This window comes from Altererythrobacter sp. C41, assembly GCF_016803135.1.
GTDB lineage: Bacteria > Pseudomonadota > Alphaproteobacteria > Sphingomonadales > Sphingomonadaceae > Pelagerythrobacter.
Map to the genome: position 1 here is coordinate 1 of NZ_JAEVFE010000007.1, position 24277 is coordinate 24277.

The following is a 24277-nucleotide window of genomic DNA, read 5'->3' on the forward strand; positions in this document are numbered from 1 at the left end:
TGCTCCACTTCATCACCTGGGGCGGCGGCGGTTGGGGCGATCCGCTCGAGCGCGACCCCGAACTGGTCGCGAAGGAGATCGTGCAAGGCCTCCTCACACCAGAAGGCGCCCGCGCCTACGGCGTCGTCATCACCCCGGACGGCTCCATCGACACCCCAGCCACCGACACGCTCCGCAAAACCATCCGCGACGAGCGCGGCACCGTCCAAGTCTTCGACTTCGGTCCCAGCATCGATACCCTCCGCACCAACTGTGAGAAGGAGACCGGCCTGCCGGCACCGCGCCAGAAGATGTGGGAGGCCGTCGCCGAGGCGGCCGAATAGGTGGCAGGCGGGATTATCGACGGTCCGCCTCCGATCTCTCCCAAGGAATCCTCGATGAGCTTCGAAACGTTGCTGAAGCGGCAAGCCTATATCGACGGCGCCTGGATCGATGCCGACGACGGCGAAACGATTCCGGTCACCGATCCCGCCACGGGGGACGAGATCGGAACCGTGCCCAGAATGGGCGCCGCGGAGACGGAGCGGGCGATCGCGGCTGCTGAGGCCGCCCTGCCCGGATGGGCGGCACTGGCGGCGAAGGAGCGCTCGGCGATCCTGCGTCGCTTCTTCGACCTGATGATGGCCAACCAGGATGCTCTCGGTGCCCTGCTGACCCGCGAGCAAGGCAAGCCGCTTGCGGAGGCGAAGGGCGAAATCGCCTACGCCGCCTCGTTCGTCGAGTGGTTCGCCGAAGAGGCGAAGCGCGCCTACGGCGAGGTTATACCCGGCCATGCGCGCGACCGCCGCATCCTCTGCCTGAAGCAGCCGATCGGCGTGGTCGGGGCGATCACACCCTGGAATTTTCCCTCGGCGATGATCACCCGCAAGCTCGGACCCGCATTGGCGGCGGGATGCACGATGGTGCTGAAGCCAGCATCGCAAACCCCGTTCTCGGCCCTGGCACTGGCGGCGCTGGCCGAGGAAGCAGGCATTCCCAAAGGGGTGTTCAATGTCGTGACCGGCAGCGCCCGCGCGATTGGCGGGGCGCTGACCGCCAGCCCGATCGTGCGGAAGATCAGCTTCACCGGATCGACCGAAGTAGGGCGCGAGTTGATGCGGCAATCGGCCGACACGATCAAGAAACTGTCGCTGGAACTGGGCGGGAACGCGCCCTTCTTGGTGTTCGACGACGCAGATGTCGATTCCGCCGTCGAGGGCGCCATCGCTTCCAAATATCGCAACGCAGGACAGACCTGTGTCTGTACCAACCGCTTCTATGTGCAGGACGGAATCTACGATGCGTTCGTGGAGAAGCTGGCGGCGCGTACCGCCGCGCTGAAGGTGGCCAACGGGATGGAAGCGGGCGCGGAAATCGGTCCGCTCATCGATGCCGCCGCAGTGGCCAAAGTGCAGGAGCATATCGACGACGCGCTCGAGAAGGGCGGCCGCCTGGTCGCGGGCGGGCAGCCGAGCCCGCTCGGCGGGACCTTCTTCACGCCAACGGTGATCGCCGACGTGAAAGCGGACATGAAGATCGCGTCGGAAGAAACGTTCGGCCCCCTGGCGGGTATAGTGCGCTTCCACGACGAGGGCGACGCGATCCGCCAGGCCAACGACACCGAGTTCGGTCTCGCAAGCTACTTCTATGCCCGCGACCTCTCCCGCGTCTGGCGGGTCGCGGAGGCGCTGGAAGCCGGCATCGTAGGGATCAACACAGGCCTCATCTCCACGGAAGTTGCACCGTTCGGAGGGGTGAAGCAATCCGGCCTCGGGAGGGAGGGATCCCGCCACGGGCTGGATGACTACATGGAGATCAAGTACCTGTGCATGGGCCTGGACTAGCGTCCTCGGGAAGACGGTCGCTGGTGAACGAACGGCGGGTTTCGTGGACGAGAGGCGGCGGCCATCATCTCGTAAAAAGTTTGCACATCGCGCTCCGATTTAGATAGAGCCCTGTATTTGCAATAATCTCAATCCAAAATGTCGAAGGGGCGACGATGACGGAGACCGGTCTTGCAAGGGATGACGCGATCCCCCTTTACCATCAGTTGTTCCTGACATTGCGAGACGAAATCCTGTCGGGAAAGCGCCCTCACGGCAGCGTCTTGCCGACCGAACACCAGTTGGCGGAGATGTTCAGCGTGTCGCGCATCACCGCCCGCCGCGCACTGGACGAACTGGCGCAGCATGAATTCGTCGAGCGCCGCCGCCGTACCGGCACGCGGGTGATTTATCAGTCCGCGATGAAGCCGATCGAGGCCAATCTCGAACAGACCGTCGAGGCCCTGCTCGCCTTCGGCCGTGACACACGCGTGCGGGTTCTCTCCGTGGGCGAAGTCGAGGCCGACGCGGGCGCGGCCGAAGCCCTACGTCTGGCGCCGGGCGCGCCCGTCGTACGGGCGGTCAGGCTGCGTACGCTGGACGGCGAGCCTCTGGGGCAGATCGTCAGCCACATTCCCGCGACAGTCGCGCGGGGGCGCATCGACCGGGCGGCGCTCCAGTCGCAGCCCATCCTGTCGATGATCCGCGATCTGGGGCATCAGATCGTAGGCGGCTGGCAAGCCGTGTCGGCGCTTTCAGCGGATCCCGTGCTGGCGGCAACGCTCGACATCGAACCGCGTGCCGCCATCCTCCAGGTCGAACGCGTGGTCACAGGAGAAGGGGACGCACCCCTCCTTCATACCGTCGCCAGCTACCGCGCTGACCGTTACCGCATCAGCCTGGATCTGCGCGGATCGACCCTCGGCTTCGCCTAGAGATAGGCCCATGGGCGTTCCGCCCGATCCGCGTCGCGGAATGCATCGATCTTGTCACGAGACTTGAGCGTGAACTCGATCTCGTCGAGCCCGAGCGTCAGCATCGTCGCAGCCTCTTCCTCGATCGCGAATGACCATTGCCGACCGTCCGACGCGGTGACCGAGCGCTGCTCCAGATCGACGGTTACAGGGCCTGGCACCGCTATGACCGGTCCCGGGTCCAGTTGAACCGGCAGGATGCCGTTCCTTATGCAGTTGCGGCGGAAGATCGAGTTGAACGACGGCGCGATTATGACTCTGAAGCCGTATTCCGCCAGTGCCCAGACGGCCTGTTCCCGGCTGGATCCGCAGCCGAAATTCTCGCCGCCACCGAGGATTTCAGCTCCGGCATAGAGCCGCTGGTTCAGCACGAAAGATGGATCGGGCGTGCGATCGGAATCGAGGTAGCGCCAGCCCGCAAAGAGGCCATCCGCCAATCCGTTCTTGGAAACCGTGCGTATCTCTTTCGAGGGAATGATTGCGTCCGTATTGATATTGTCGCAGACAAGGGGGACCATCAGGCTCTCGACCTTGGTAAACCGGATCATGCGTCGGTCTCCCGCTGGAGCGGAGGAAGGTCTGCAACGCCCCCGATCCGGCCCAATACGGCGGAGGCTGCAACTGTCTCCGGCGATGCCAGGTGCGTGCGCGTTCCGGGCCCCTGCCGTCGTTCGAAGTTACGATTGGTACTCGAAATTACCCGATCGTCGGCGGCGAAGCTTTCTCCCCCGGCAAAGAAGCACATGGAACAGCCGGGCTCCCGCCATTCGAATCCGGCATCGCGGAATAGCTTGTCGATACCTTCGCTTTCCGCCGCCGCCTTGACCTGCCCCGACCCCGGCACGCAGATGGCGCGGACGTGGCTCGCGATTCGCCGGCCCTTCAGGACGCTGGCGGCACGGCGCAGATCGGACAGCCGGCTGTTCGTACAAGATCCGATAAACGCCGCCGTGATCGATAGATCGGAAACCGCGGCACCGGGCATTACATTCATGTAGTCCCGCGTCCTCGCCTCCGCCTCGTCGCCCGTCGCCGCCAGCACGTCCGGAACGGCGCCGACGAGCGGCACGGCCTGGTCCGGGCTGGTGCCCCAGGTCACCATCGGCACCACCTCGCAAGCGTCGAATGCGTATTCGGTGTCGAACTCTGCGTCGGGGTCGCTCCTCAGGTCCTGCCAGTGGCGCATGGCCATCTCCCACGCTTCGCCCTTGGGGGCGAACGGGCGGTCTTGCAGAAACGCAATGGTCTTCTGGTCCGGCGCGATCACGGCAGTGAACGCCGCCAACTCGGCAGCCATGTTGCAGAGGGTCATTCTGCCTTCCACCTCCAGATCGTCGACCGCGCTGCCCGCGAATTCGACAGCCGACCCTTTCGCGCCCGAGCTGCCGAGGCGGCGAATGATGTGGAGCGCCAGATCCTTCGCGGTGGTGCCCTGTCGCAAGGCCCCGTGCACCGTTATCCGCATGGTGGCCGGCCGATTCACCCGCAAACTTCCGGTGGCGAGCGCGTGCTCGGCCTCCGTCGAGCCTATGCCCCACGCGAGCGCGCCGAGAGCCCCTTGCGAGCACGTATGGCTGTCGGGACACACAAGCGTCAGACCGGGCAGAACGATGCCCTGCTCCGGGGAGATGACGTGGACGATGCCCTGGCGTGGGTCATCGATATCGAAAATCGTCAGGCCAGCGGCGAGTGCCTCTCGGCGCGTGGTCGTGATGAAATCGCGGCCCGTCGGCATCAGCGTATCGTCGGTGCGGCCCGGCAACGTATCCACGACATGGTCCATCGTGACGAAGACATGCGACGGCGTGGCGATCTCGCGCCCCGTTTCTGCCAGGCTCTTGAGGGCGACGCCCCCGGTGCGCTCGTGCAGCAGGATGCGATCGATCAGCAGCAACGACGCTTGGTCGTCGCCATCGATCGCATGGCGATTCCAAATCTTCTCGAACAAGGTCTTAGGCAACTGTGACTTCCATCTAAGTATGATCTTGGCTGCGCAGCTCGCCCCCGATGTAGGGCTTTGCACACAAGCCCCGCGATCTAACGCGTTAGGTCATAATTTGATATAAGAATATATCAATTAGGCGAAAGAGCTCAAGCCACACTTCCGCGTTGCCTTCAGCGTCGGTGCCCTGAGGGGCTGCGTCCGGTGCAGCGGAGGATGCCCGGTCATCTCCAAACGATGACCCACGGCGAGTCCTTCTCCGTTCTTGACCGGAGACCGACCTTCGATGGCGGACAAGTTACTGAGGAAAGGTGGTGAGCCCTGCTGGGTTCGAACCAGCGACCTACTGATTAAAAGTCAGTTGCTCTACCGACTGAGCTAAGGGCCCACGTGCGCTTCGGCGCCGAGGGGGGTTCACCTAGGGAGGGGGCGCGGGCGGGTCAAGCGGGCATGCAGATGGCGGGGCGTCAGGCCGGTGGCCGGATCGCGCCAGCGGGACGCGATGGCGGCGGCCGGCGTGAGGACGAACGTCCGGCGGCGGAATTCGGGGTGGGGGATCGTCAGCCGCTCGCTGCGGTGGGTACCGCCGCTCCACAGCACCAGGTCGAGGTCGAGCACGCGGGCGCGCCAGCGCCGGCCGCGGCGGCGGCGGCCGAAGGCGCGCTCGATTCGCTGCAGGGCGGAGAGCATCTCCTCGGGCGACAGCGCGCTCTCGATCACCGCCGCGGCATTGGCGTAACGCCGGTTCGAAGGGCCGAGCGGCGCCGTGTCGAAGACGGCGGAGCGCGCGACGATCCCGGCGCCTGCCGCTTCCAGCTCGCCGAGCGCCGCGGCGATCACCCCGCGCGGCGGCCCGTATCGCGGATGGCGGACGTTCGAGCCGAGCGCCACCAGATAGCAATGCGCGCTCAGATATCCTCGCAGATGCGGCGGTAGAGATGCGGGCGGCGGTCGCGGAAGAAGCCCATGCCGGCGCGGTGCTTCGCGGCGCGCGCGAGGTCGATCTTCGCCACCAGGGCACCGCTCTCGTCCGCGCCATATTCGCACAGGAAATCGCCCCACTCGTCGGTCACGAAGCTGTGGCCGTAGAACCGCTGCCCGTCCTCCGTGCCGATGCGGTTGGCCGCGATCACCGGCATGCAGTTCGACACCGCGTGGCCGAGCATCGCACGGCGCCACATGCGGCTCGTGTCGAGATCGGCGTCGTAAGGCTCGGACCCGATCGCCGTGGGATAGAACAGCAGCTCCGCGCCCATCAGCGCCATAACGCGCGCGCTTTCGGGATACCACTGGTCCCAGCAGATCCCGACGCCGATGCGCGTGCCGAACAAGTCCCACACCTTGAACCCGTCGTTCCCGGGGCGGAAGTAGTACTTCTCCTCGTAACCCGGTCCGTCGGGGATGTGGCTCTTGCGATAGGTGCCCAGGATCTCCCCGTCGGCGCCGATCATCGCGAGCGTGTTGTAGTAGTGGTGACCGTCGCGCTCGAAGAAGCTGGTCGGGATCGCGACGCCGAGCTTCTTCGCCAGCGCCTGCATCGTGGCGACCGAGGGATGCTCGGCGACCGGCCGCGCGAGAGCGAACAGGCCCTCGTCCTCGACCTTGCAGAAGTAGGGGCCGGAGAAGAGCTCGGGCGGCAGCACGATCTGCGCGCCCTGCCGCGCGGCATCCTCGACCAGCGCGGAGACGGCGGCGATGTTTTCCTGCTCGTCGTTCGACGAGAGATCGAGCTGCAGGGCGGCAACGGTGATTTCGCTCATGCCCGCGCGATTACCGGCGCGGGACCCCGGAGTCCATTCGACTGCGGCGAATCAGCGCTTGCGGAAAAGCAGCGTCATCCGGTCGCTTTCGCCCAGAACCTTGAGCTCCTCCCGCTTGGTGGCGAGCGTGGGCGGCATTTCCCACACGCCCTCGGGATGGTCGGCGGTGTCGTTCGGATTGGCGTTGATCTCGCTCGCGGCGACCAGTTCGAAGCCGAGCGCCTCGACGAAGCGGACCACGTCCTCCTGCCGCAGATAGCCCTTGCTGCCGTCGGCATAGTCGTCCGGCGCATCGGCCTTGGCGCGGTGCTGGACGATGCCCAGCATGCCGCCGGGCTTGAGCAGATCGCGCATCACCGTCAGTTCGCTGTCCGCGATGCCCCAGCGCATCATGTTGTGCAGCATGCGGATCACGAGCACCCGGTCGAACGTGCCCTTCTGCGCATCGGTCACATCATCGAGCGTGAGCCCCGCGAAGTTCGCAGCGGGCTTGCCGGTCCACCCGGCCACTTGGGCGGGGAATGCCGCTGCGCCCTCTCTGATGCCGGCCTGCCGCTGTGCGTCAAAGGGGCCCGACTCGGGCGTGAAGTAGAGCCCGACCAGCTTGCCCCCGTCGCCGAGGTAATTGCCGAGCACGCGCGAGTACCATCCGCCGCCGGGCGCGTATTCGCCGACCTTCATGTCGGGCGCGACCTGGAAGAAGGCGATCGTCTCGGCCGGATGGCGGAATTCGTCGCGTGCGCGGTCGGCGTCGCGGTTCGGATTGGCGATGGCGGCCGCGAGCGCCGCCTCCCCGGCGGGGTCTTCGGTAGCCTCCTGCGCAAGCGCGGGTGCGGACATGGCAAGCGCCGCAATCGGCGCGGCAGCGGCAAGCAGGAAACGCATCGGATTCTCTCCCCGATTGAACGGTGCGCAGTCTTAGGTCCCGGCGGAGCGATGACAAGTGCGCATGCGCTGCCTATCTCCCCTCGCGAAGGAGAAGTTCGAATGGCGAACAGCGAGCAGGCGATCGTTGCCGGCGGGTGCTTCTGGTGCACCGAGGCGGTGTTCCGCGACGTGATCGGCGTCAGCGAAGTCGAGAGCGGCTATATCGGCGGTACGGCGGCGAACCCGACCTACAAGCAGGTCTGCAGCGGCGACACAGGGCATGCCGAAGCGATCCGGGTGACTTACGACCCGGACGTCATCACCCTGCCCGAAATCTACGACGTGTTCCTCGGCACGCATGATCCGACGCAGTTGAACCGCCAGGGCAACGACGTCGGCACACAGTACCGCAGCGCGATCTTCCCCCTGGACGATACCCAGCGCGCGGAGGCCGAGGCGGCGATCGCACGCTGGAACGCCGAACACGACGGCGAAGCGGTCACGACGATCGAGGGCCCTTCCGAATGGTATCCGGCCGAGGACTACCACCAGGAATACTGGGAAGGCGAAGGCCAGCGGAACCCCTACTGCCTCGCGACGATCCCGCCCAAGCTGATGAAGCTGCGGAAGAGCTTTCAGGACAAGGTGAAGGCCTAGGCCGCGGGACTTGCTCGCCGCGCGATCGCGCGGCATAGCGCCCGGCATGAAGGCGGCAGACTGTACCACCTGCATCGCGTTCCCGCGTCGCTGACGCCAGGAACCACAGCGGGGAGCCCGGCGGCTTCCCCGCGCACCCTCGTCTTATCTCGAGAAGGCCGGCGCTGGCGCCGGCGATGCAGCAGGTACTTTCATGACCAATTTCTTCGAAAGCCCCTTCCGGGGCATCACGCTCGACAAGCAGGTGACGCAGCCGAACATCCGCGTCGGGCGGTACAGCTACTATTCCGGCTACTACCACGGTCACAGCTTCGACGATTGCGCGCGCTTCATCCTGCCCGATGAGGATGCGGACAAGCTGATCGTCGGCAGCTTCTGCTCGATTGGCACGGGCGCCGCCTTCATCATGGCTGGCAACCAGGGCCACCGGAACGATTGGATCAGCACCTTCCCGTTCTTCTGGATGCCCGAAGTGCCCGCGTTCGAAGGCGCACAGAACGGCTTTCTGCCCGCCGGCGACACGGTGATCGGCAACGACGTCTGGATCGGCTCCGAAGCGATCGTCATGCCGGGCGTGACGATCGGCCATGGCGCGGTCATCGGCACGCGCGCGCTCGTCGCCCGCGATGTCGAGCCCTACACGATCGTCGGCGGCAATCCCGCCAGACCCATCCGCAAGCGGTTCGACGAGACGCAAATCGCGATGCTGCTCGAGATGCAGTGGTGGGATTGGCCGGAGGACCGGCTGCACGGCGCCATGCCGCTACTCACGAGCGGCGATATCGAGGGGCTCTACCGCTACTGGAACGACGCCCAGGGCGCGTGAGCGAACGGGCGGGCGGCCTCGGCTGCGGATCAGGCGCGGAAACGTGCGATGAAGAATCCGTCGAGGCCGCCCGCTTCCGGTAGCATGCCGGGGTCGGTGCGGACCCAGCCCTCGGATGACGGCGAGAGACCGGCTGGCAGTTCCTCCGCCCGGATGGGCAGCGACTCGAGGCCGGCTTTGTCGAGCTGTTCCTCTCCCTCTTCGCGTTCGAGCGAGCAGGTGGCGTAGACGAGCACGCCGCCAGGCTTGAGCCATTCCGCGGCCCGGGCAAGCAGTGCGGTCTGGAGCTCGGCCATTTCGGCGATCTGGCGCGGGCCGATGCGGTGGAGCACGTCTGGGTGGCGCCGCGCGGTGCCGGTGGCGGTGCAGGGCGCGTCGAGCAGGATCGCGTCGAAGCGGTGCTTCGGTTCCCAGGTCAGCGCGTCGGCGCGGACGACGCCTGCCTTGAGCCCGGTGCGCTTCAGGTTGTCCTTCAGCAGATCGAGCCGGCGTTTCGAAATATCGAGCGCAGTCACCCGCCATCCGGCAGCGGCGAGTTGGAGCGTCTTGCCGCCGGGCGCCGCGCAGAGGTCGAGCACGTGGCGCCCCTCCCCCGCACCCAGCAGGCGCGCCGGCAGCGAGGCGGCAAGGTCCTGCACCCACCAGCCGCCGTCTGCGAAGCCCGGCAGTTGCTCGACTGGCGTGCCGCGCGGCAGCCGGACATGGCCGGGCGCGAGCGATTCGCCGCCGAGCCGGACGGTGAGCGACGTCGTTTCGCTCGGATCGCGCAGGGAGAGGTCGAGCGGCGGCGGGTCAGCCAGCCCCGTCGCGATTCCCGCCGCTGCCTCTCCCCACCGCGCGCGAGCGGCTTCGGGTAGCGTCGGCACCTCCGGCAGCGCCGCGTTCCGCTTGGCCAGCGTCGAGAACACGCCATGCGCCAGCCGCCGCGGACCGCCGGAGAGCAGCGGCAGCGCCGTCGCGATCACCGCGTGGGGCGGCGTGCCGAGGCGAGGCCACTGCGCCAGCATCAGCCGCAGCACTGCGCGGGGCTTGGCGTCGTCCGGCAGGCGTTTGGCCGTGGCGCTATCGATCAGCGCGTCGAAATCGACCAGCCAGCGCAAGGTCTCGCTCGCGATGGCGACGGCGAGCGCGCGGTCGGGCGCGGCGCGCACCGAACGCAGCGCGGCGCCTTCCGCCTGCTCGAGCGTCTCGCCCCGGCGCAGCACGGCATCGAGCATATGCAGCGCGGCGCGGCGCGCGGGCAGTCCGGGTGTTTCGGCCATCGCCGCGCCCTAGCCGGGCTTGCGCCAGCCCGCCAGTGCGCGCATCTTGGCGAAATGTCGAAACGCGCAACCAAGCGGCCCGAAACCTTCGAGAAGCCCGCCCACTGGAGCGATGCTCCGCCGCCCAGACCGGAGGCGGGCAAGCAAGACGAGGAACTCAGCCCAACCCGCTACGGCGACTGGGTGAAGAACGGTATCGCCATCGATTTCTAACTGGCACGAGCCCCCGCGAAGGCGGGGGCCTCAGGCCGCCTGGGACGACATAGTTGCCCAAGCCTTCGGCCGAACAATCCCAATACACGCGGAGCGCCAGCGGCATGAGGTCCCCGCCTTCGCGGGGACACAAGCTCCTTACAGCGGCTTGAACGTCACCCTCAGCCCATCCTTCGGCCGAGGGATCGGCCAAGGCTGCCACTGCGGCTCGTAGCCGTGCTCGATCGCGATCTCGTAGCGGGTGAGGAGCTGCGCCATCAGCACCTTCACCTGCATATAGGCAAAGTGCAGCCCCAGGCACATGTGCGCCCCGCCGCCGAACGGGATCCAGGCGTACTTGTGCCGGTCCTTCACCGCTTCGGGCGTGAAACGCATCGGATCGAAGCGCGCGGGATCGGGCCAGTATTCTTCCATGCGGTGGACGAACTGCGCATTGATGCCGACCGGCGCGCCGGCGGGGATACGATAGCCGCCGAATTCGAACTCGCGCAGCGCGCGGCGCGGGGTCGAGGGCACCGGCGGGATCATCCGCAGCGCTTCCTTGAACGCCATCTCGGTCAGCTCCAGTCTCCCGAGATCGTCGTAGCCGATGTCGCCGCTACCGCCGGTGATGGCGGTGATCTCGGCCCGCAGCCGCTCCTGCCATTCAGGGTGCTTCGCCAGCAGCCAGACGAGCGTCGTCGCCGACGAGGTGATCGTGTCGTGCGCCGCCATCATCAGGAAGTTCATGTGGTCGACGACTTCGTCCACCGGCAGCATCGAGCCGTCCTCGCGCGTCGCCGTGGCGAACTGGCTGAACATGTCCTGCCCGCCGCCCTCGGCGCGGCGGCGGCGCGTCTCCCTAGTGAAATAGTCGACCAGGAATTCGCGCCCCTTCACGCCCTTGCGCATCAGGGTGAAGGGCAGCGGCGTTCGGATCGGCGCGACCGAGGCCTGAACCATGTAGACGAACGCCTCGTTAATCCGGTCCGCTTCCGGCCCCCAGGGGATGCCGATGAAGCTGTCCGCCGCGAGGTCGAGCGTGAGCTGCTTGATCGCCGGGTAGAACTGCATCGGCGCGCCGCCCCAGCCCTTCACCGCCTGCGCGATCCCGCGATTGAGACTGCCGGCGTAGTGCCGCATCGGCCCGGGCTTGAATGCGATCGACAGCGCGCGCCGGTCGGCGCGGTGATGGTCGAAATCCATCAGCATCAATCCGCGCGGGAACAGCCGGTCGAGGATCGGCCCCCAGCCCTGCTCCGAAGAGAACAGCTTCTCGCGGTCGAACAGCACCAGTTCGTTAGCGTCGGGGCCGACCATGGCGATGTTCCAGCCGCCGAAGGCCTTGCTCTTGTAGACCCGCCCATAGGTCTCGACCATCCGCCGGGTGAAGGCATGCGGATCGGCCAGCATCCGGAAGGTGTTGCCGACGACCGGCAGGCCCGCCTCGCCGGGAATGTGCGCGATGTCGGCATCGGTCAGCACGTCCTCGCGCCAGTGGCGCGGCGCGGCTTCGGCCGGAGCATGGGCGGACAGGGCAGGTTCGGCGAGCGTGGCCATGGCAACGGACCTCCTTACTTACCGCAGTGTAAGTAATCCGCGCGGTTAAATCCAGCCCGCAAGTTCGCGCCGGACCAGCGCCTCCAGCATCTCCATTCCCGGCTCGCGCGCGTTGAGACAGGCCAGCGCGGCGAACCGCTCGCCGCCGGCGCAGAGGAATTGATCGCGGCCGCGGATCGCCAACTCCTCCAGTGTCTCGAGACAGTCGGCGGAGAAGCCCGGTGCGGCGACTACGAGCCGCTTGGTGCCTTTGTGTGCTTCTGTGACCAGCGTCGCGTCGGTCGCGGGCCCGAGCCATTTCGCCCGGCCGAAACGGCTCTGGAACGTGGTCTCTATCCGTAAATCCGCCCGCCCCAGCGCTTCTTCCAGCAGCCGCGCCGTCTTGCGACAGTGGCAATGATAGGGATCGCCCAGGTGCAAAGTGCGCTCGGGCATGCCGTGAAAGCTCAGCAGCAGAACCTCCGGCGCGAAGTCGAGCGCATCGAGCTGCGCGCCGATATCGCTGGCGAGCGCATCGATGTAGAGCGGGTCGTCATGGTACGGCGGCAGCGTCCGCAGCGCGGGTTGCCAACGCATTTTCCGCAGCCTTTCCGCAGTTTTGTCCACAACCGTCGCGGTCGTCGCGGCGCAGTATTGCGGATAGAGGGGCGCGAGCAGAACACGCTCGCAACCTTCGTCCATCAGCGCCTGCAGCTCATCGCCGATCGACGGGCGGCCGTAACGCATGGCCCAGCGGACCCGCACCGTCTCGCCGAGCCGCTCCTGCAACTCCGCCGCCTGCTCCGCCGTAATCGCCGCCAGCGGCGAGCCGGCCTCGGTCCAGATCTGGCGATAGGCGTGCGCGCTTTTCTTCGGCCGCGTGGTGAGCACGAGCCCGCGCAGGATCGGTTGCCACGCGAGCCGCGGAATCTCGACCACGCGCGGGTCGGACAGGAACTCGGCGAGATAGCGCTTCACGGACGCCGCATCCGGCGCATCGGGCGTGCCGAGATTGACGAGTAGGACGCCGACACCCCCGCTCCTCACCGGCGCGTGATCGCGCGGCACATTCTGTTCCTGCCAGGTCATAGCCCGCCCGATAGCAGCGGCAGGCGGCGCAGGCGAAGCCCCGTTGCCGAATGGAGCGCATTGGCGATCGCCGGTGCCGCCACCGCCACGCCGAGTTCACCCGGGTCGAATGGCTCCGCCTCGCTCGCAACGAAGTCGACCTCGATCTCCGGCACGTCGGCCAGCAGCGGCAGGTTCAGGTCGGCGAGCCGGCCCTGGACCGGCAGCCCTTGCCGGTATTCGATCGCGGCGCCGAGCGCCTGCGCCATGCCGAAGACCAGCCCGCCCTCGATCTGCTGCCGCGCAATGTCGATATTGACGATCCGTCCGATGTCGACCGCCGCCGTCAGCCGGGTCACGCGCACGCCGCCCTCGTCCTGCCGAGCCGTGGCGATGCACGCTATCCGTCCGCCGCCTGCCGCGCCGCCCATCCGGTGACAGGCGAGCCCCTTGCCGCTCTGATCGAGGCCCCCGTCCCATTCCGCAAGCCGCGCGGCGCGCTGGAGGCATTCGGCCAGCCGCGCATCCTCCCCCAGCATCCCGATCCGGTACGACAGCGGTTCGCGCCCATGCCGCGTCGCCAGTTCGTCGATGACGCATTCGATGAAGAACGCGGTGTACCCGTGCGCATTGGCGCGCATCCGGCCACTGGGCATCCCGGTCGCGACCGGGATGTGCTCCACCGTGACATTCGGGATAGCGTAGGGCGGCAGCGCGCCTTCGGTCACCATCGGATCCGTTTCGCCGGCCGTGTTTTCCAGCGCGGCCCGGCTCGTCTCGTTGTCGAACAGCCGGCGGCCGAACTCGCGGGCCGCCGGCTGCATCGCGATCCTGACCTTGAGCGCCGTTATCTCGCCATCGCCGTTCGGGCGAACATTGGCCGAGACGATGGCGGAGACCGGTGCGCGAGGGTGCCCGGCGAGCTGTTCCTCCCACCGCGACCAGACGATCTGGACCGCGCGGCCGTGCCTCTCCCCCACCTCGCGCGCAATCAGCGCCGCTTCGATCGCATGATCGTGTTCGAGCCGCCGATCGAAGCTGCCGCCGGCCGCCATCGGGTAGAGGATCACGTCCGAGAGCGAGAGTCCGATCGCCTCGGCCGCCGCCCGGCGGGCCCGCTCCGGCGCCTGGCTTGCGATCCACAGCTCCAGTCGCCCGTTGGCGAAGCGCGCTGTTGCGCTCGCGGTTTCCAGCGTTGCGTGGACCGCCGGCGCGACGTCGTAGCGCAAGGCGAGGTCGGGCGCCTCGGCCCACTCAGCCCCCTCGCCCGTAACAGCGACCGCATCCCCAGTGCCGCGCCGGATCGCTTCGTCGAGCTTCGTTTCGATCTCTCCGGAATCGAGCGGCCCGGTGACGCGGAATCGCGGACGCATGACCTGGAGCGCGCGATCGGCGGCCCACCAGTTGGTCGCGACCGCGGCAAGCCACCGCCTGCCCTCAACCACCTGCACCAGTTCGCGAATGCGTGCCGCGCGGCGCGGTTCGAAGTGCGACAGCTCCGCCTGGACCGCCGGCCCGTGCTTGATCGCGGCGTAGACCATGCCTGGCAGGCGCACGTCGCCCGCGAACAGGAAGCTGCCGTCGACTTTCGAGGGGAGATCGAGCCGAGGAAAGGACGTCGCCGCATCGGCCGCGCCCGTAATCGGACGTTCGGACGCGGGCAGCGGCCGTAGCGGCGGCGGATCGGGCGGATCGAGCCGCGCCGCTTCTGCCGCGAGTTCGGCGAAGCGCAGCCGGCGTTCGCCGTGGCGCACGAAACCGGCGGCTGCGTCGCATTCCTCCCATGCCACACCCCACCGCTGGGCCGCAGCCATGCACAGGACCGCGCGAGCCGCGGCCGCCGCCATCCGGCAAGGGCCCTCATGCGCGGCGAGCGCGGTGCCCTCGGCCGTCGCCACGAAGCGGGTTTCCTGCGCGTAGCGCTTGGCCAGAAGATCGTCGGGATCGCCCGCGAGGCCGGGGGCAAAAGGCATCCACAGCGGCGCCCATTGCGCAGCCAGTGGGACGTTCGCATAGGCCCCGCTCACAGGCGCGGGCTCGACTGCGATCTGCCGCCAGTCCGCGCCGAGCTCGACCGCGACGATCTGCGGCAGGATCGTCGTCACGCCCTGCCCCATCTCGAGCTGGGGCACCGCCACGGTGATGACGCCGTCCTGCGCGATCTTGAGCCAGGCGCCGAATCCGTATTCGCCGCGACCGGGAGCCAGCGGGTCGGGAAAGTTTCGGGGCCGCAGCGTCCAGGCGACGAGCAGACCCCCGCCCACCGCGGCACCGATCAGGATCCCGCGGCGGCTGACCCGCATCCTCAGACGTCCGCGCCGTCGAGCCAGCGTGAGAGCTTATCCGCGATCGCGCGGAATGCGTCGCCCTGTGCGCCGTCGCCCGCGGCGGGCGGCGTCCCGGCGTCGCTCGCCTCCCGAATTTCGAGCGACAGGGGAATGCGCCCCAGGAAGGGCACGCCTTTCGCCGCGGCGGCAGACTCCACGCCGCCCGCGCCGAACGGATCGCTCACTTCGCCGCAATGCGGGCATGCGTAGCCCGCCATGTTCTCGACCAGGCCGATCACGGGAATGGAGCCCGTTTCGAACAGCTGCATCGCGCGCGTCGCATCGATCAGGGCGAGATCCTGCGACGTCGAGACGATCACCGCGCCGGCGGGCTTGAAGCGCTGGAGCATGGTCAACTGGACGTCGCCCGTGCCCGGTGGGAGGTCGATCAGCAGCAGTTCGGCATCGCCCCAGTTCGCATCGATGAGCTGGCCGAGCGCACTGCCGACCATCGGCCCGCGCCAGGCGATCGCGCGACCCGGTTCGACCAGATGCCCCATCGAGAGCACGGGCACGCCCCACTTGCTTTCGACCGGCACCAGCTTGTCGTTCTCGGCCACGGGCCGCTCGCTCTGGTTCGCGAGCAGCGTCGGCTGGGAGGGCCCGTAGATGTCGGCGTCGACGATGCCGACCTTGCGGCCGGCGCGCGCGAGCGCGATCGCCAGATTTGCGGTCAGGGTCGACTTGCCGACGCCGCCCTTGCCCGATCCGATGGCAATGATCCGGCGCTGCGGGCGATCGGCCATCATCGCGACCCGAACCTCCTCGACGCCCTCGGCCTGCCCCAGCAGATCCTGCACCGCCCCTTCGACGTCCCGCCGCGCCGATGCATCGAGACCGGAGGCATCGAGGATCGCGGTCACCTTGCCATCCGCAATGCGCAGCGATCGCACCCGCATGGCAATCGCATCGGGCAGGCGGGCTTTCAGCTCCTCGTCGGTCATGGCGCGGGTCACTAGCACCAAAATCGGCTGCGCAACCCCTGTTTTTCCCGCCATCGCCACCTATAAAGGCTGCCATGAACATCTTGGGCGGTTTTCAGAAACGCATAGCGCTGGCGATGGCCGGCAAGAGCCCGTGGGGCGGGAAGCCAGGCGGCAGCGACGGCAAGGACGGCGAGCAGCCGGAAGAAGCACCGGCGGCGGAGGATGCCCCGCGCGGCCCGCGCAATCCGTGGCTCCCGGGCGGCGGCGAGGAGCCGCGCCGTTCGGCCAATATCGAGGATATCTTCAAGCATCGCGGCGCCGAAGGCCCCCGCCGCCGAGGTGGAGGGGGAGGCGATGGCCCCCGCTTCCGGCTGCCCGAAGGGCCCGGAGGACGGAGCTGGTTCCCGCTCGCTATCGCGGGAATCGCCGGAATCTGGCTCTTCGTCACCAGCATCCATCAGGTCGCTCCGCGCGAGCAAGGGATCGTCACCTGGGTGGGCGGCAAGTATTCGCACACGCTTTCCTCGGGCATCAACTTCACGCTGCCGTGGCCGATACAGGTCGTGGAGATCGAGAACGTCAGCCAGATTCGATCCGAGAGCATCCCCGGAACCAACGAGGAGAAGCTGATCCTCACCGGAGATCAAAACCTGGTCGACTTGTCCTATCTTATCCGCTGGAACATCAAGGATCTGCAGCAATTCAAGTTCCAGCTCGCTGATCCCGAGGAAACGATCCGCGAGGTCGCCGAAGCGGCCATGCGTGCCTCGGTCGCCGAGCAGGATCTCGACAGCGTGCTCTCCGGCGCCGGCCGCGCCACGATCGAGGAGCGCGTGCGCACCCGCATGCAGTCGATCCTCGACGCCTACCGCGCCGGCGTTGCCGTGCAGGGCATCGAGATCGAGAAGACCGACCCGCCCGCCGAGGTCGTCGAGGCGTTCAAGGACGTTTCCGCGGCGCAGCAGGATGCCGAAACCGCCGTCAACAGCGCGCGCGCCTATGCCCAGCGCGTTCTCGCACGGGCGCAGGGCGATGCGGCCGCGTTCGACAAGATCTACGAGGAATACCGCCTGGCGCCCCAAGTCACCCGCCAGCGGCTCTATTACGAAACGATGGAAAGCGTGCTGAGCAAGACGAACAAGACGATCATCGAGGCGGACGGCGTCGTGCCGTACCTTCCGCTGCCCGAAGTGCAGCGCCGCCCGTCGGGCACGCCCCCGATCGTCTCCAGTCCGGAGGGCCAGTGACATGACCCGCATCTGGCAAGACCACAAGGGTAGCGTCATCGCGCTCGGCATCGCGCTCCTGGCGCTGCTTTCGAGCATCGTCATCGTGCCCGAGACGCATCAGGCGGTGATCATCCAGGGCGGGCGGCCCGACCGGGTCGCCAACCAGTTCCAGCCGGACGCGCCTTATGGCGAGACCGGCGCGGGCATCGTGCTCCGCATCCCCGGCTACGAGCGGGTGCAGATGATCGATAAGCGGATCCTCGATCTCGACATGGAGCGGCAGCAGGTCCTCTCCAGTGACCAGCAGCGCCTCCAGGTCGACGCCTATGCCCGTTTCCGCATCATCGATCCGGTGCTGACGGTCGAGAACGCCGGTTCGGAGGAAATCCTGCGCACGCAGCTCTCGCCGATCCTCACCTCGGTGCTGCGGCAGGAACTCGGACGCCGCTCGTTCGCTTCGCTGCTGACGGCGGAACGCGGGACGGCCATGGCGAACATTCGCGACGCGCTCGACCGCGAGGCGCGCAGCTACGGCGCGCAGATCATCGACGTGCGGATCAAGCGCGCCGACCTGCCCGACGGGGCCCCGCTCGCAGCCGCCTTCACACGCATGCGGACCGACCGCGAGGAAGAGGCGGCGACGATTCGCGCGCAGGGCCAGAAGAATGCGCAGATCATCCGCGCGGAGGCCGAGGCGGACGCGGCGTCGACCTATGCTGCCGCTTACGGCAAGGATCCGGAGTTCTACGACTTCTACCGCGCGATGGAGAGCTATCGCCGCACCTTCGAGCAGGGCGAAGGCGAGAGCACGATGATCCTGTCGCCGGACAACGAGTACCTGCGTCAGTTCCAGGGAGAGCGCTGAGGGCGCGGATATTCAAGCCGGGTTCAGGGCTTCGCGCCATCTATCCGGCTCGGGACTGAGCGGCCCTCTCTCGAGGGCATCGAGACTGACGATTACGAGAGGAAGCATAAGGAAGTGAAGCCCGTGAAATACGCCTATGGCCTGACTTCGGCACTCCTTGTCGGCGGCGCCGCGATCTCGCTCGCGACCGGATACCCCGCCGGGGCGCAAGTCGCCCAGAACGACGACACCCGCATCGCGAGCGCCGTGCCCCGTGCCGGAGCGCCCGAAAGCTTTGCCGACCTGACGGCCCAGCTCCAGCCTGCGGTGGTCAATATCTCCACCCGCCAGCGGGTCGAGGTGCAGAACGTCAACCCCTTCGCCGGCACGCCGTTCGAGAACTTCTTCGGCCGCCGCGGCGGGTCCGAGCCGCAATACCGCGAGGGCCAGTCGCTCGGCTCCGGCTTCATCATCTCGGCCGACGGCTACGTGGTCACCAACAACCACGTCATCAGCCCGCCGGGCGGCAACGGCACGGTCGAGGAGATCACCGTGAAGATGCCCGACGGCACCGAATATCCGGCCGAGCTGATCGGTTCGGACGCAGCCTCGGATCTCGCGGTGCTCAAGATCGTCCGCGACGAGCCCTTCCCGTTCGTCGAATTCGGAGACTCGCGGCAGGCGCGCGCGGGCGACTGGGTGATCGCGATCGGTAACCCGTTCGGGCTCGGCGGCACCGTCACCTCCGGCATCATTTCCTCGGTTCTGCGCACCGCCGGAAGCGGAGCCTACGACCGCTACATCCAGACCGACGCGAGCATCAACCGCGGCAACTCCGGCGGCCCGCTGTTCGACATGCGCGGCAACGTCATCGGCATCAACAATGCGATCCTGTCGCCGACCGGCGGCAGCGTCGGCATCGGCTTCGCCATTCCGGCCGAAATCGCGGCCCCGATCGTCGAGCAGCTCCGCCGCGGCGAGGAGATCGAGCGCGGCTATCTCGGCGTCCGCATTCAGCCGGTAACCGAGGACATGGCCGACTCGCTCGGGCTCCAGCGCAACGTCGGCGAGTTCGTCCAGTCGGTCGAACCCGGCGCCGCCGCCGATGAAGCCGGCATCCAGGCCGGCGACGTGGTCGTGGAAGTGAACGGGGAAAGCGTAACGCCCGACCAGACCCTTTCCTTCCTGGTCGCCAACATCGAACCCGGCACGAGCATTCCGGTCGAGCTCTATCGCGACGGTCGGCGGCGGAGCGTGAATGTGACGGTCGGCAAGCGTCCCAGCGAGGCGGAGCTCGCCCAGCAGCAGATGTTCGATCCGAACGCCGAACCGGAGGTTCCGGAAGGAACCGAAGGCGGCGCTATCGGAGAGAGCCTGGGCCTCCAGGTGATCGAGCTGACGCCGCAGATCCGGCGTCAGCTCGGCGTATCGACCGATACGACGGGCGTGGTCATCGCCGCGGTCGATCCGAACTCCGACGCGGCCCGCAAGGGCCTGCAGCGCGGCGACATCGTGCTGAGCGCGAACTACAACGAGACCGCGTCGATCTCGGGGCTCGAGCAGGTCGTGGGCCAGGCCAAGGAGAGCGGCCGCGAAGCCGTCCTCCTGCGGATCCAACGCCGCGGCCAGCCGGCGATCTACGTGCCCGTCCGGCTCCGCTAGGCACCGCAACAGGTTCGCACAACCAAGGAGGCCCTCCCCCACCGGGAGGGCCTTTTTCGTTTGAACGCGGCGGGACTTTCGTTTTCCCCCTAGCCCTCCTAACTGGCCTACCATGCGCACGCTCGACGATATCCGCGAAGAATACGAGTTTCTGGAAGGCGACGAACGCTATCGCCTGCTGATCGAGCTCGGCCGTGAGCTGGAGCCGATGCCCGATGCGCTCAAGACCGACGCCACGCTGGTGCGCGGGTGCTCCGCCGCCGTGTGGGTCTATCCGACCGGCGACACGCAGCGCCTGCACTTCCTCGCCGACAGCAATGCCGCGATCACCAAGGGCATCGTCGCGCTGGTGATCGCCGCCGTACAGGACAAGCCGGCGGCCGAGGTCGCCGCGATGGACGTGACCGCGGCGCTCGCGCCGTTCGACCTCAGGAACCAGCTCAGCTCCAACCGCACGCAGGGCGTGCCCAACATGATCGCGCTGGTGAAGGACCACGCAGCGCGGATCGCGGCCGGCTGACATGCGCCGCCTCTATCTGGCAGGCGGCATCCTCGCGGTCGGACTGGGGGCGGTCGGCGCCTTCCTGCCGATCATGCCGACGGTGCCGTTCCTGCTGCTGGCGGTCTATTGCTTCGCGCGCAGCAATCCCGAGTGGGAACAGCGCATCCTCGACCACCCGCACTGGGGGCCGCAGGTGCGCGACTGGCGCGAACGGCGCGCGATCTCGCGCCGGGCCAAGACCCTCGCGATCGGCGCGATGACCGTGGGCGCGGTGTTCACCTGGTACACCCTCGGCCATCCCTGGTACTGGATCTCGATCGCGATCCTCGTCGTAGCGGGGAGCTGGATCGCCACCCGCAACGAATAAGCGACGGCGCGGCGAATCCGCGCGGATTAAACCGCCGTCGCCATCCGTTGTCCGATCGGAACCTGTTCTGCCGATCGGAGACGATGACTTGCCTTACTTTCGCGCCTGCCTGCTGTCCCTGCCCCTGTTCGTCCTCGCCGTGCCGCTCGCCTCGCAGCAGCGCGAGGAGGTGAAACCCGAGGCCGCCACCGAGGGCGACGACACCGCGGTGGAATTCTTCACCGGTGCGGAGTTTCAGGAGATCGAGCTGAGCGACGGGCGCAAGGTCGAGAAGTTCTCGATTCCCGTCGCCGCGCAAGTGACGGCCGGGCGCCTGCGCGTCACCGCGCAGCTCCCCTACATGCGCGTGAAGGCGCCCGGAGACGTGGTGGTGCCGAGCGGCCCGCTCGGCCTTCCCATTCTGGTCGACCCGGCCGGGCCTGCCGAAGTCAGCACTCGCGAGGGGATCGGCGATCTGCGGGTCGATGCCGCCTACCAGCTTCCGATTTCCGGGCTGAACGCCTCGATCAGCAGCGGCGTCAAGCTTCCGACCGCGTCGACCGAGAAGGGCCTCGGCACCGGCGAGACCGATTACCGCGTCGGCGCCGATCTTTCCAAGACGGTCGGGACGGTGACACCGTTCGCAGGGGTGAGCTACACCAAAGTCGGCGATCCGGCGGAGTACGATCTGGAGGACACGCTGGCCGGCCACGCAGGCGCCGCGGTGCGCCTCGGCAGGTCGGCCTCGGCCCACGTCGGCTACAGCTACGAGGAGAACGCCAGCGGCCTGGTGGACGATCAGCAGCGGGTCTTCGGCGGGGTCAACACCGCGCTGGGGAGCGGGCTGTCGCTGGGTGTGTACGGTTCCGCAGGGGTGAATGGCCCGGCGGATATCGGCGCGGGCATCAGCCTCGGCGTGCGGCTGGACTGAGGCTCAGCCCTCGGCGCTGTAGCGCAGCGTCGCCAGCCCCGCCTCGCGCTGGCGTTTCAGTTCGGCCTTCAGCTTTGCCGGATCGCGGGCGAAGACGAAGCCGAAGCTCACCCCGCCCTCCTTGCCCAGGGTCGCGTGGTGGAGCTTGTGGGCCTGGACCAGTCGGCGGGCGTAGCCGCGCTTGGGCACCCAGCGGAAATAACGCTGGTGGACCAGTCCGTCGTGCACCAGCGTGTAGATCACGCCGTAGATCAGCACGCCCAGCCCGATCCACGTCCCCGGCCACCACGCGCCCTCGCCCATCACCAGCGGGCTGCCGAGCGCGAACATGGCGATGCTCAGCGCCGCGCCGACGAGGGCGAAGCGGTCGTTCTTCTCCAGCACCTTGCCGTGCGGTTCGTGATGGTCGCGGTGCCAGGCCCAGGCGAAGCCGTGCATGACGTACTTGTGGCTGGCCCAGGCGATCCCCTCCATCGCGACCGCGGTGGCGATGACGATAAGAGCTGGGACGATCACGCTCATGACGAGCGCGACTATACGCTAGTCGTCCTTGGGAAAGAAGAAGCGCGAGATGTCCTCGCCGATCCGCGCGGGGCGCAGGGTTTCTGCGTCGATGCAGCACCAGCTCGATTTCACTTCGGCCAGCACTTCCTCCCCGCGGTGGATCACGGTGGAGTAGAACGCCCGCGCGCCCTTGATGCTTTCCAGCACGGTGCGCGCGATCACGTCGTCCTCGAGGAAGGCCGGCTTGCGATAGGTGATCTCGTGCTTGAGCGCGACCCAGGCCTTGCTCGCCACCTCGTCCGACGGGGCCAGCTTGCGCCAGTGCGCGAGCACCGCGTCCTGAACCCAGCCGAGGTAGCGCGCGTTGTTCACGTGCCCCATGAAATCGATATCGGCCGGCTGGACCTTGATCGGAAATGCGAATGACCTTGCTGACATAGGTGTAAGCTATCAGATTTCCGTTGCAATTGCATTGCAAATCTCAGGGCAAATCTCGACCCCTGCCACGCCGATCCTTGAGCGCGCTCAAGTTTTCCCATCTTGTCGGGCGCAGGCCGCAGGCATAGCCCGGCAGACATGCCCGACACCCCCCGCACGCTCTACGAGAAGATCTGGGACGCGCATGTCGTCGAGACCCGCGACGACGGCACCAGCCTGATCTTCATCGACCGCCACCTGGTCCACGAAGTCACCAGCCCGCAGGCCTTCGACGCGCTGCGGGCGAGCGGCCGCACCGTCCGCCGCCCGGACCTGACGCTGGCGGTGCCCGACCACAACCTGCCGACCACTGCGCGCCTCGACGCGGCCGGCAAGGCGATCCCGATCGCCGACCCGCAGAGCGCCGCCCAGCTCGCCGCGCTCGAGCGCAACGCGCCCGACTTCGGCATCCGCTACATCGGGGCGAGTGCGCCCGAGCAGGGCATCGTCCACGTCGTCGGGCCGGAGCAGGGCTTCTCGTTGCCGGGCGCGACGATCGTCTGCGGCGACAGCCACACCGCCGCGCACGGCGGGATCGGCGCACTCGCCTTCGGTATCGGCACCAGCGAAGTCGAGCACGTGCTCGCCACCCAGACCCTGCTGCTCAAGCGCTCGAAAACGATGGAGGTCCGCGTCGAGGGCGATCTCGGCCCCGGGATCACGCCCAAGGACCTGATCCTCCACGTGATCGGGGTGATCGGCACCGCCGGCGGCACCGGCCATGTGATCGAATACCGCGGTCGCGTGTTCGAGGAGATGAGCATCGAAGGCCGCCTCACCGTCTGCAACATGAGCATCGAGGCCGGCGCGCGCGCTGGCCTGATCGCGCCCGACGACGTCACGTTCGAATACCTGAAAGGCCGCCCCTATGCCCCCAAGGGCGAGGAATGGGGCCGCGCAGTCGCCTGGTGGCGCACGCTGCGGACCGACGAGGGCGCCGTGTTCGACAAGTCGGTGACGATCGACGCCGCCGCCGTCCAGCCCACCGTCACCTGGGGTACCAGCCCCGAGGACGTAGCCCCGATCGGCGGCACCATCCCCGCCCCCGAAAGCTTCGCCGACCCCTCCAAGCAGGAGGCCGCGCGCAAGAGCCTCGCCTACATGGGCCTCGAGCCCGGCCAGCGCCTCGCCGACGTGGCGATCGAGAACGTCTTCATCGGAAGCTGCACCAACAGCCGGATCGAGGACTTGCGCGCCGCCGCCGAGGTCCTGCGCGGGCGGCACAAGGCCGAGGGCGTACGGTGGGCCATCGTCGTGCCCGGATCGGGGCTGGTGAAGCACCAGGCAGAGGCCGAGGGGCTGGACAAGGTCTTCACCGATGCCGGGTTCGAATGGCGCGAACCGGGCTGCTCGGCCTGCCTTGCGATGAACCCCGACAAGGTGCCCGCCGGCGAGCGCTGCGCCAGCACCAGCAACCGCAACTTCGTCGGCCGCCAGGGCCCCGGCGCCCGTACCCACCTGATGAGCCCCGCCATGGCCGCCGCCGCCGCGGTGACCGGCCGCCTGACGGACGTTCGCGAACTGGTGCGCTGAGGAGGCGCCGCCCGGCCTGCTCGTCCGAAGCAGGCAAGCGGCACGGTCTCCGTCACCCGGCGAAGCCGGGATGGCAGAGCGTGGTGGAATATCTTCGCGCTTCAGCG

The 24277-nt window shown here is 67.6% G+C and carries 24 protein-coding genes, 1 tRNA gene and 1 pseudogene; 13 read left to right on the forward strand and 13 right to left on the reverse strand.

Annotated elements, in window-relative coordinates; all coding sequences use genetic code 11:
- From JNO53_RS11940 to JNO53_RS11950, 3 genes and pseudogenes are all read left to right on the forward strand, one after another.
- Window positions 1–323, forward strand: a pseudogene (locus JNO53_RS11940) (hydantoinase B/oxoprolinase family protein); the annotation flags it as partial.
- A gap of 54 nt (window positions 324–377) precedes the next feature.
- On the forward strand, window positions 378–1823 hold the full coding sequence (gabD, locus tag JNO53_RS11945; RefSeq protein WP_203111455.1) for an NADP-dependent succinate-semialdehyde dehydrogenase: 1446 nt from the start codon (window positions 378–380) through the stop codon (window positions 1821–1823).
- Between the two features lie 155 nt (window positions 1824–1978).
- Entirely contained in the window at window positions 1979–2737 is a 759-nt protein-coding gene (locus JNO53_RS11950; protein ID WP_203111459.1) for a GntR family transcriptional regulator, read from the forward strand.
- Here JNO53_RS11950 and leuD read toward each other — a convergent pair.
- The 6 genes from leuD to JNO53_RS11980 form a co-directional block, all read right to left on the reverse strand.
- Complete coding sequence (gene leuD / locus JNO53_RS11955) at window positions 2734–3324, reverse strand: 3-isopropylmalate dehydratase small subunit (RefSeq protein ID WP_203111462.1); 591 nt, start codon at window positions 3322–3324, stop codon at window positions 2734–2736. The genes JNO53_RS11950 and leuD overlap by 4 nt on opposite strands.
- Window positions 3321–4736 (reverse strand): 3-isopropylmalate dehydratase large subunit, encoded by a 1416-nt coding sequence (locus JNO53_RS11960; protein ID WP_203111465.1) that lies wholly within the window; start codon window positions 4734–4736, stop codon window positions 3321–3323. Before JNO53_RS11960 ends, leuD begins: the two co-directional genes overlap by 4 nt.
- A gap of 294 nt (window positions 4737–5030) precedes the next feature.
- A tRNA-Lys gene (locus JNO53_RS11965) sits at window positions 5031–5106 on the reverse strand.
- A 26-nt stretch (window positions 5107–5132) separates the two neighbouring features.
- The gene (gene folK / locus JNO53_RS11970) at window positions 5133–5609 is read right to left on the reverse strand and encodes a 2-amino-4-hydroxy-6-hydroxymethyldihydropteridine diphosphokinase (protein ID WP_338015353.1); all 477 of its coding nucleotides are present in this window, start codon (window positions 5607–5609) and stop codon (window positions 5133–5135) included.
- 17 nt (window positions 5610–5626) lie between these two features.
- On the reverse strand, window positions 5627–6478 hold the full coding sequence (gene aguB / locus JNO53_RS11975) for an N-carbamoylputrescine amidase (RefSeq protein WP_203111468.1): 852 nt from the start codon (window positions 6476–6478) through the stop codon (window positions 5627–5629).
- Window positions 6479–6529: 51 nt separating this feature from the next.
- Window positions 6530–7363 carry a class I SAM-dependent methyltransferase gene (locus JNO53_RS11980; protein ID WP_203111471.1) on the reverse strand — a complete coding sequence of 278 codons (834 nt, stop codon included), beginning with the start codon at window positions 7361–7363 and terminating at the stop codon, window positions 6530–6532.
- 102 nt (window positions 7364–7465) lie between these two features.
- Between JNO53_RS11980 and msrA the strand changes: the two genes are divergently transcribed.
- Together msrA and catB are read left to right on the forward strand one after the other, a co-directional pair.
- A complete protein-coding gene (gene msrA / locus JNO53_RS11985; RefSeq protein WP_203111481.1) occupies window positions 7466–8002 on the forward strand; it encodes a peptide-methionine (S)-S-oxide reductase MsrA in 537 nt (178 codons plus the stop codon).
- A 193-nt stretch (window positions 8003–8195) separates the two neighbouring features.
- A complete protein-coding gene (catB, locus tag JNO53_RS11990) occupies window positions 8196–8828 on the forward strand; it encodes a type B chloramphenicol O-acetyltransferase (protein WP_203111484.1) in 633 nt (210 codons plus the stop codon).
- A 29-nt stretch (window positions 8829–8857) separates the two neighbouring features.
- Here catB and JNO53_RS11995 read toward each other — a convergent pair whose 3' ends face one another.
- Complete coding sequence (locus JNO53_RS11995) at window positions 8858–10090, reverse strand: RsmB/NOP family class I SAM-dependent RNA methyltransferase (RefSeq protein WP_203111487.1); 1233 nt, start codon at window positions 10088–10090, stop codon at window positions 8858–8860.
- 54 nt (window positions 10091–10144) lie between these two features.
- Between JNO53_RS11995 and JNO53_RS12000 the strand changes: the two genes are divergently transcribed.
- A complete protein-coding gene (locus JNO53_RS12000; RefSeq protein ID WP_203111490.1) occupies window positions 10145–10303 on the forward strand; it encodes a DUF1674 domain-containing protein in 159 nt (52 codons plus the stop codon).
- A gap of 138 nt (window positions 10304–10441) precedes the next feature.
- Here the strand turns inward: JNO53_RS12000 and JNO53_RS12005 are convergent, their stop codons facing one another.
- Genes JNO53_RS12005 through JNO53_RS12020 form a run of 4 tightly spaced genes read right to left on the reverse strand, consistent with a single transcriptional unit; the run spans window position 10442 to window position 16160 of the window.
- Complete coding sequence (locus JNO53_RS12005; RefSeq protein WP_203111500.1) at window positions 10442–11842, reverse strand: cytochrome P450; 1401 nt, start codon at window positions 11840–11842, stop codon at window positions 10442–10444.
- Window positions 11843–11887: 45 nt separating this feature from the next.
- On the reverse strand, window positions 11888–12910 hold the full coding sequence (gene hemH / locus JNO53_RS12010; protein WP_203111502.1) for a ferrochelatase: 1023 nt from the start codon (window positions 12908–12910) through the stop codon (window positions 11888–11890).
- Window positions 12907–15192, reverse strand: a complete 2286-nt coding sequence (locus JNO53_RS12015; protein ID WP_203111504.1) for a molybdopterin cofactor-binding domain-containing protein — start codon at window positions 15190–15192, stop codon at window positions 12907–12909. The genes hemH and JNO53_RS12015 overlap by 4 nt, the downstream gene beginning before the upstream one ends.
- Before the next feature lie 2 nt (window positions 15193–15194).
- Window positions 15195–16160: an Mrp/NBP35 family ATP-binding protein gene (locus JNO53_RS12020; protein WP_203111507.1), complete on the reverse strand. Its 966-nt coding sequence runs from the start codon at window positions 16158–16160 to the stop codon at window positions 15195–15197.
- Between the two features lie 116 nt (window positions 16161–16276).
- Here JNO53_RS12020 and hflK point away from each other — a divergent pair, with 116 nt between their 5' ends.
- From hflK to JNO53_RS12050, 6 genes are all read left to right on the forward strand, one after another.
- Window positions 16277–17389: a protease modulator HflK gene (gene hflK / locus JNO53_RS12025; protein ID WP_203111510.1), complete on the forward strand. Its 1113-nt coding sequence runs from the start codon at window positions 16277–16279 to the stop codon at window positions 17387–17389.
- 1 nt (window position 17390) lies between these two features.
- Window positions 17391–18236, forward strand: a complete 846-nt coding sequence (hflC, locus tag JNO53_RS12030) for a protease modulator HflC (protein WP_203111513.1) — start codon at window positions 17391–17393, stop codon at window positions 18234–18236.
- A 123-nt stretch (window positions 18237–18359) separates the two neighbouring features.
- Window positions 18360–19877 (forward strand): Do family serine endopeptidase, encoded by a 1518-nt coding sequence (locus JNO53_RS12035; protein WP_203111516.1) that lies wholly within the window; start codon window positions 18360–18362, stop codon window positions 19875–19877.
- A 112-nt stretch (window positions 19878–19989) separates the two neighbouring features.
- Complete coding sequence (locus JNO53_RS12040) at window positions 19990–20397, forward strand: SufE family protein (protein ID WP_203111519.1); 408 nt, start codon at window positions 19990–19992, stop codon at window positions 20395–20397.
- Window position 20398: 1 nt separating this feature from the next.
- Window positions 20399–20746, forward strand: coding sequence for a YbaN family protein (locus JNO53_RS12045; RefSeq protein WP_203111522.1), 348 nt, complete (start codon window positions 20399–20401; stop codon window positions 20744–20746).
- 88 nt (window positions 20747–20834) lie between these two features.
- Complete coding sequence (locus JNO53_RS12050) at window positions 20835–21656, forward strand: hypothetical protein (protein WP_203111525.1); 822 nt, start codon at window positions 20835–20837, stop codon at window positions 21654–21656.
- A gap of 3 nt (window positions 21657–21659) precedes the next feature.
- Here JNO53_RS12050 and JNO53_RS12055 read toward each other — a convergent pair whose 3' ends face one another.
- Together JNO53_RS12055 and JNO53_RS12060 are read right to left on the reverse strand one after the other, a co-directional pair.
- Window positions 21660–22178, reverse strand: a complete 519-nt coding sequence (locus JNO53_RS12055) for a sterol desaturase family protein (protein WP_203111533.1) — start codon at window positions 22176–22178, stop codon at window positions 21660–21662.
- Between the two features lie 18 nt (window positions 22179–22196).
- Window positions 22197–22598 carry an acyl-CoA thioesterase gene (locus JNO53_RS12060; RefSeq protein ID WP_129522958.1) on the reverse strand — a complete coding sequence of 134 codons (402 nt, stop codon included), beginning with the start codon at window positions 22596–22598 and terminating at the stop codon, window positions 22197–22199.
- Window positions 22599–22736: 138 nt separating this feature from the next.
- On the opposite strand from JNO53_RS12060, the gene leuC reads away from it, so the two are divergent.
- Window positions 22737–24170, forward strand: coding sequence for a 3-isopropylmalate dehydratase large subunit (gene leuC, locus JNO53_RS12065; protein WP_203111536.1), 1434 nt, complete (start codon window positions 22737–22739; stop codon window positions 24168–24170).
- Window positions 24171–24277 lie beyond the last annotated feature (107 nt).